7 protein-coding genes and 1 pseudogene are annotated in these 7,499 nt (G+C 44.5%); all 8 read right to left on the bottom strand.

What is annotated here, in order from left to right; genetic code table 11:
• Positions 1-203: pseudogene (locus ACFIJ0_RS06155) on the bottom strand (hypothetical protein); the annotation flags it as partial.
• A gap of 1 nt (position 204) precedes the next feature.
• Positions 205-1,281 (bottom strand): major capsid protein, encoded by a 1,077-nt coding sequence (locus tag ACFIJ0_RS06150; protein WP_375643916.1) that lies wholly within the window; start codon positions 1,279-1,281, stop codon positions 205-207.
• Between the two features lie 12 nt (positions 1,282-1,293).
• Entirely contained in the window at positions 1,294-1,662 is a 369-nt protein-coding gene (locus tag ACFIJ0_RS06145; protein WP_375643918.1) for a head decoration protein, read from the bottom strand.
• A 259-nt stretch (positions 1,663-1,921) separates the two neighbouring features.
• Positions 1,922-2,989, bottom strand: coding sequence for a S49 family peptidase (locus ACFIJ0_RS06140; protein WP_375643915.1), 1,068 nt, complete (start codon positions 2,987-2,989; stop codon positions 1,922-1,924).
• Complete coding sequence (locus ACFIJ0_RS06135) at positions 2,979-4,547, bottom strand: phage portal protein (protein ID WP_375643914.1); 1,569 nt, start codon at positions 4,545-4,547, stop codon at positions 2,979-2,981. The genes ACFIJ0_RS06140 and ACFIJ0_RS06135 overlap by 11 nt, the downstream gene beginning before the upstream one ends.
• Positions 4,547-4,795: a phage head-tail joining protein gene (locus ACFIJ0_RS06130; protein WP_375624120.1), complete on the bottom strand. Its 249-nt coding sequence runs from the start codon at positions 4,793-4,795 to the stop codon at positions 4,547-4,549. Before ACFIJ0_RS06130 ends, ACFIJ0_RS06135 begins: the two co-directional genes overlap by 1 nt.
• A 3-nt stretch (positions 4,796-4,798) precedes the next feature.
• Positions 4,799-6,940: a phage terminase large subunit family protein gene (locus ACFIJ0_RS06125; RefSeq protein ID WP_375645262.1), complete on the bottom strand. Its 2,142-nt coding sequence runs from the start codon at positions 6,938-6,940 to the stop codon at positions 4,799-4,801.
• A partial coding sequence (locus ACFIJ0_RS06120; RefSeq protein ID WP_375624116.1) for a hypothetical protein occupies positions 6,930-7,499 on the bottom strand: 570 nt, incomplete at its 5' end. The genes ACFIJ0_RS06120 and ACFIJ0_RS06125, both read right to left, overlap by 11 nt.

The following is a 7,499-nucleotide window of genomic DNA, read 5'->3' as shown; positions in this document are numbered from 1 at the left end:
ATATCATTGATACAAAGATCAAGTTCCTTTCTTGCAATTGTGGTGGGGATTCTGCCTCCAGCCTCCGATTCCGAATGTTTGATGCCGTAAATTGCTGTGATACGAAAAGATTGCTGGTTGTCCTTTCGCGTGTAGATGATGGGCTGCCCAAAAGTGTTGCGCACATCTTTAACCATTTGGTTTAGCAGCCCGTTCCATCGCATGTTATTTTGCTCCAATCACGGCTTTAAACAGCATTTCAGGGCGTGTACAGATGTAAAGCGGATAGCTATAGACCTCCGGTTTTACCCATGCATTACGGTCGTGATCAACGATCAACATGGTGTAGAGAGGTCTTCCAACCGTGTTGGCAAAATCCAAGCTTTCACCAGGGGAAAAGGTTTTTTGGAAGACACCAGGCGCATTAACAGGAAAGAATTGACATTCATCAGGCTTAATGCCTATGGCGCGCTTTGTTCCAGCCTTCGCACTCACATTATAGTTGTGGATACTCCGGTAATTAATGAAAGTTACGCCTGCAAAGTCAAAACTACCAAAGCTCCCAGAGCCAATCGAACTTGGTGTTGCAACACCTCCGGCGCTATTGAGTGTCTGTGCTAAGGCTGTGTTTAAATAGGTCTCACGAATTGTTTTATGGTTTTTCAATTTGGAAAAGAATTCATTTCCACAAAGCCCAATAATGCGTGAACGATCAGAAAACGCTCCTTTTGAAGCTTCAATCATCCTCATAATGACTTGGTCAACATTGTCAGCAACATTGGTTGTTTCTGTATTTAGTTTAAAGTCAATAGGCTTTGGTGGTGTGATTTCCCATTCCTTGTACCAATCGACAATTACGGAGCCATCAGCATCAAGGACAACCCCTTGAACAGCGCCAAGCTGCATATTTTCCCATGTCAATTCGATTTCAGAAATCAGTTTCTTTTGTTTTCTGGCAATATATTTCATTGCTGTCTCTAACTGATCTTCTGCGCCAAATTCACGACGGTTTTGGATTTCTTCTGATTTTACGGTATCACTTTTGGCAATCCGTGTTGTTTTGAAAAACCGAAGATTACGACCCTCTCTATCACCTTCTGCTAAAGGTGCGCCACGTTCACTGGTTTGAATAAGCGAAAATGTATTATCACGCCGTTCAATACCAACCACTGTGGTGCTGGTTTCAACTTCCTCAAAAAGATTAAGAGAGCTCACAAGACCCGGTTGAAACTCATAGTTTTCGATGGCTTTCATCATTGTGATGCTTGAGAAAGCATCATGTTTAAAAAAATTCATATCCATGTGCGCATTCTCCTATCGCAACAGAATGTTGTTCTTGTCTTCTAAAGACTGAATGGCTGCTTTCTTCTGCTCGTCTGTGATGGCATCTGGCCATAGCAGTTCAGAAGCTTTTACAGTGCATAAGCGTGTTGTAATCACGGCGCGCTGATCTGCTTCAGATGCATCAACAGTGGCAAAAGAAATCCCTGCCGGTGTTTGACTGCCATCTGATGCTGCTGGATTAAGGGGGATGTATTTTTCTGATGCTGTAATTTTCCCCATGACAGTTCCCGCTTCAATGAATGCTCCTGATGCAAACACCACTTCTTCGTTTGACATATCGGGGTCATAGGGTCCAAGATAAGCGCCATTGCGTACGTCGTCATAAATAATATTCGTCACTTCACTGCCCTCCAAGCTGCTTCCCATTTTGCGTGAATCTTTGCCTTGCTCGTCCCATCACTATGAGGGGTATAAGGCGAGACTTTTAAAGACGCGCTTTGAGAGCTAGCAGCCGTCAACACACATTGGCGTGCTTTCTCAACATTGATGCCGCTTTTAATGGCTTTTGCGGCATCAAAAGAAACACCTAGACGCTTTGCTTGCCTTTCAAGGTTTGTCAGTGCCTCGGCACGTTTTCTTTCCTTTTCCAGAGCAGTTTTTACACTTTCCTGCTTGTTCTCATTGTCTTCATCCTCATCTTCGTTTTCTTCATCGTCGAAGTCTTCGGCGTTTTTGTCGATGTCGCTCTCGTCTTCGTCCTCTTCCTCGTCATTGATGATGTCGACGATCTTTTCGTCATCCTCTTCTTCAGCGCGGTATTGTGTGCGTGCCATGTGTTTTGTCCTTCTTCTGTTGCTGTTGGGTTTTGTGATATGGAATCCGTTAAGGCTTCCAAAGCTTGCGCAAGGGTGCCTTGCGCATCTGCTAATCCAAGCGTGATCGCTTGGGTGCCTATAAAAGTTTCTGCTTTTGTGTCACGAATTGCATCAGCATTTAAGCGTCTATTTTGCGCCACCAAATCGACAAACATCTCGTAGAGCAGGGCGCAATCGGCTTGCATTTTTATCTGTGCTGTATCGCTCAAGGGTTCATGAGGATTGCCATGAACTTTGTGATCACCTTCAAAGACAAAGGTCCATTTATGCCCGTGTTTTTCATCTGCACGGGACTGGTCAAGATGAGCACAAACAACCCCAATCGAGCCCACAACACTCGTGCGAGCAACCCATATTTGAGAAGCAGAACAGGCAATGGCATAAGCCGCTGAGCAGGCAATCTCATTGGCATGTGCCCAAATGGGTTTATTGTATTGTTTTGAGAGTGTTTGAAACTCTTCAACCAAATCAAACACACCGCCGGCTTCTCCACCGCCGCTGTCAATATCAAGTAAGACAGCACGAACATCAGGTTGTGCCATGGCTTCACGAAAAGAAGCCCTTAAACCTTCATAAGAGGTTAGCCCCGATAAAGCTCCAAGCCATGCACCACGGCGCACAAGCGTGCCATGAACTGGTAGGATAGCAACATTGTTTTGTACTACATAAGTTTCAGGGGGTCTTAAAGCTTCTGTATCCCCTTGTCCAAATGCCCCAATGGCAAACTTTTCTCCCTCAAAAAGGCGTGGTGCAAGAGCATTGAGAATGATATCAAGCTTTGTCGAGGCAAGCATATGAGGAACACCAAAAAGCCGTGATACCAAAAACGGCATGTCGAGATTATTCACCATTTGTATGTGCCTCACTGCCTTGGTTGCTTTCATAAGTGTCAGAAGGTTCTGAATCTGCGGGATCAATTACTTGATTGCTACCAGCCGGTGCCGCCATATCGGTGTCAAAAGATAAGCCGCGCGCACGAGCATCTGTGTGTTCTTCTTGCATTTCGGCATGAATGCTGTCGATATCAAAGCCGCGCTCGGCAAGTGCCATGCGTCGTGTTTTCAAGCCTGCACGGATTTCTTCTTTTTCCGCTGAGATATCCTTGTTTGGATCAATCATTTCAAGCGGAGGCGCAAAGCTTTCACATTGAACCCATGGCAAGGGATTTTCTTCCCACCCTGGCAAATTGACGCATTTGACAAGCACTGCCATTTCAACAAAACGCTCCCAAACAATGCGGTTAAACTGAAAGGCAATGATATGTTCACGCCATTGTTTGACGTGCCGTCTAAACTGAATGATAGAGGTACGCACATTGGAAAAATTGCCGCGCGTAACGTCTCCAGTCACAACGGCATAAGGCATATTAAGAGCAGAACAAATTTTCAAGATATTGCGAAATTGAAAAGCCTCGTAAGAACCACCAACTTCAACAGGGGTTGAAAATGTAATTTGTTTTTCGCCATCGACCACGTTAACTGAGCCAGGGTAAATTGGATGCTCTTCGGGTACCTCTTCAATCTTCTTTTCTACCTTCTGTTCAATTTTCGTTTTTTCACGATTATCCTCTAACTCTGCCTCATGAGATTCCTTCCCTGTAATAAACACTGCAAAAAGAGCCGCTGTTTTTTTTCGTTCAAGCTCTGCATCATCATAGGATTCGAGTTGAAAGATCTTTGTCATAGCGCGCGTTATTTTGGGAGAACCGCGCAATTGTCCGGCAATACGGCGCTCTTTGATGTGAAGGACCATTTCAGCAGGGACGCGCACGCGCTCTTGGCTCTCAAATGCCATATTTGCAGGGACATCATCATAGGGATGATGTTCCCAGAAATGATAAGCAACGCGCTTACCACTGGCATTAAATTCAATCCCCATACGAATGTAATTGCCTTCAATCTCAGCAGGTCCATTGTAAGTTAAATCCAGCATTTCGGTTGGATAAACTTGTAATTGAAGCGGCACACCAGAGCGTCCATAAAGGTCGACATAGTGTAGTCTTACAAAGCATTCTCCGGTTAAAAAGACCTCTCGTGCAATGGTTGCTTGAAGTCCATAAAAATTGGCATCTTCATCATAATCGGCTTCATCAACCCATTGCCACCATAAGTCTAAAAGCTTTTTCTTTTCTTCTTGAAAACCTTCAATACGAGGATAAGGTTTAATCCCATCACTAACAGCCGCAGAGACCCATTCTTCTGTTGCAGACCCATAAAGAGATTCATTGTCATAAAGCCATCTTGAACGAGCAACAATGGTATCACCGCATTCTTCAATCGCTTTATTGATATGTTTTTTTGCGGGGTCAAAACCACCCATGCGACGGCTTTTACTTGCAGCTTCAAAATGGGGATTGTGTTGACGAGAAATTTTAAAAAAGCCTGTGAGTTTATTGAAAAAACCAGCCATTAATAGCCTCGTGATATATTAAAATAGAAAACGCGTGAACGCTTGCGCCCTTCAAGGTTGGCTATTTGTGTGTTCAGCATCTCAAGCGCTCTGCGCAGTTCCTCAACAGAGCGGTTGCTTACTTGCTTATCGCCATGGCGTACCGATTGTGCACCTGAATAAAGAGCTTCTTCAATTTGTTCACGCCGCCTTTTTAAACTTTCCAGTCTGTCAATTTTGCTGTTAATTGGTTCTAAAGTTTCATCCACAAATTACCTCCAATCCCCTCGCATATAAGGATTTATCATTGTTCTGAATGGCTTCTTTTGAGGCTGTGCTGTCTGAGATCTTCTTGGAGAAGGAGAGGGCACATGTTCTGATGTTGGCTGCTCTAAAGAGCCTTCAACTTTAAGTTTTTCCAGACGCTCTTCTAAGATATCGACTTCTCGATTAAGGTTTATTCCTGCCGAAATCAGACCTTGTAAAGCAGCATAAGCATAGACCCTACAGTCCAAGGCTTCGTTTCTTGCCTTTTCGCTTTTTTGCCATTCAATACGCTTAAAGCCTTTAAAATATTTGATGACTTTTCTTTCAGCGGTTAGCTGGTCAAAATATTCTCGATCAAGGTTTTTGTGAAAGTGTGTTGCACCAGCACCTGATGCTTCAGGACCGNCTTGTAAAGCAGCATAAGCATAGACCCTACAGTCCAAGGCTTCGTTTCTTGCCTTTTCGCTTTTTTGCCATTCAATACGCTTGAAGCCTTTAAAATATTTGATGACTTTTCTTTCAGCGGTCAGTTGGTCAAAATATTCTCGATCAAGGCTTTTGTGAAAGTGTGTTGCACCAGCACCTGATGCTTCAGGACCGGATTTTTTAAACCGTGCCGTGATAATATCTTTCGCTGCATCAACCCCAACAATATAGAGATTAATCTGTCCTTTATTGTTTCTGCTTGGTCGGCGTGGCCATACTGCACGCCATCCCGCTTGTCCCTTAATCCCCCAGATACGTCGTCCCTCACGCGGGCGCACATAATTATAAACCGCCTGTGTGTGTCCACCACCGGTATCAATACAAGCAGCCGTTATCCTGATGCCATCTTTATAGCCTGGATGTGTCCAGCGTCTTGTAAGATACTCATCCAATTGGTCCCACACTTCAAAAGAAGACGGATCACCAAGGATGACCTGATAATCAATATGCCAGCTTTCTTCACTGCGCCCCCATCCCACCACTTCAAGTTCCAAGCGGTCATTTTGCACATCAATGCCCGCTGTCAACACGACGGCTTGTTCTGGTGCAAGGGGATAATCTTCACGTTTTGCATAGAGGCTATCAGTATCGATGACCTCTCCCGTTCTATCTTCCCAAGGCTCTCCAAGCACTGTATTAATAAAAACCTGCAAAAGAGCAGGGTCTTCTTTAGCTCTTAAAAATTCGCGCGCACAATCGCCCCAAGTCAGCCATGGCGAATAAAGCGCTGAAATATGGTAAGAACGCAGACGAGGCTTACTTGACTCCTGTGTTGCGATCCAGCAAGCACCGTTTTCTTCTGCCATTAAGGTGGACTTACGATGTTCGGCATGTTCATGACCACAATGCGCACAAACAAAAACAGCTTTTTCGGGGGCGCCTTTTTGCCACTTGATTTGTGACCAAACAATGGGTTGTAGCGTACCACACGCATCACAAGGAACATTGTAATATCTCTGATCACCAAGCATAAAATCCTTGGCTATACGGCTTGTGTCACGGTGTGTCGGCGTGGACAATTTAAAAATTTTACGTTGAATAAAAGCAGAGGTTCGTTTTTCAGCAATTGTTACAGGATCGCCTTCATTATCGACATTCAATGGGTAAGCATCGACTTCATCCAAAACCAAATAGCGAATAGGAGAAGAACGCAAACCAGCTGCACTGTTTGCTCCTGTAATCATCAATGTTCCCCCATAAAATTCCTTTGAAAACATTGTATTTCCACTGTCTCGTGCACGAGCAGGAGCAATGCGTTCGCTTAAAGCAGGGCTAGCTGAAATCATCGGATCAAGACGAGACTTCGACAGTTTCTTAGCGGTCTCAACTGTCGGCATCACATAAAGGGCAGGTCCTGGACTATGATGAATGGCATAACCACAAAAGTTCAACGCTGCTTCCGACATTCCAACTTGAGCCCCCTTCATCACAACCGTTGTTTCAGTCGGATCATAAACAGAAAGATTATCCATGATCTCTCGTAAATAGGGGGTACGTATCGTCCTCCATAATCCAGGCTCAGCACTCGTAACTGTGCTCAAATAACGATTTTTATCAGCCCACTGGGAAACAGTATAAGGCGGGTCAGGACGGCGTCCTTCATTCGCATAGTAAAAAAAGAGCCCAGCACCAGAGGACGAGGGCGAAACATCACTTATCATGTTCTGGATTCTCTTCTAAAATGTTGGGATCGTGAAAAGAAACAGGGACGACATTTTCCACTAAAGCTTTGCGCATATGATGATCGATAGCTCCAATAAGGCTCGCAGCATCACATCCCACTTGCGCCGCAATTTCAGTACCAAAGCGATAGGCAAAATTGAGCATTGTATCTCGATGCGCTCTTCCAAAGTTCCATGCTTCTTTTCTCACTTCTTCTCGATCAACAGTTGTTTCGCGTAACTTTTCCAGAGCAATCTTTTCTTTTGCTAGCGCAACTTGCATTCGCTCCAGTTTTATCTTGTATTCATTGGCTCCATCTGTGGAGGCTTGTTTAATCTTTGTCCGCACCTTTCCATCAGGCGCTAAAAATGGGATAGGGCGCTTTGTTGGATTCTCATTCCAGATAGCTGTTGCAAGCGCTTCATTGACAGAACCATCTTCAAAAAGAGCCGCATCAAACTTCCCTGTCTTTATCCGAGAAACAGCCGCATTATGTGAAACACCCATCTTCTTTGCAAACGCACGAACCGATAGACCCTTACGATGCTTCTTGGTCAT

Source organism: Bartonella sp. OC68QHHN, from assembly GCF_042193875.1.
GTDB classification, from domain to species: domain Bacteria; phylum Pseudomonadota; class Alphaproteobacteria; order Rhizobiales; family Rhizobiaceae; genus Bartonella; species Bartonella grahamii_A.
This window is presented reverse-complemented; position numbering and strand designations above follow the sequence as displayed.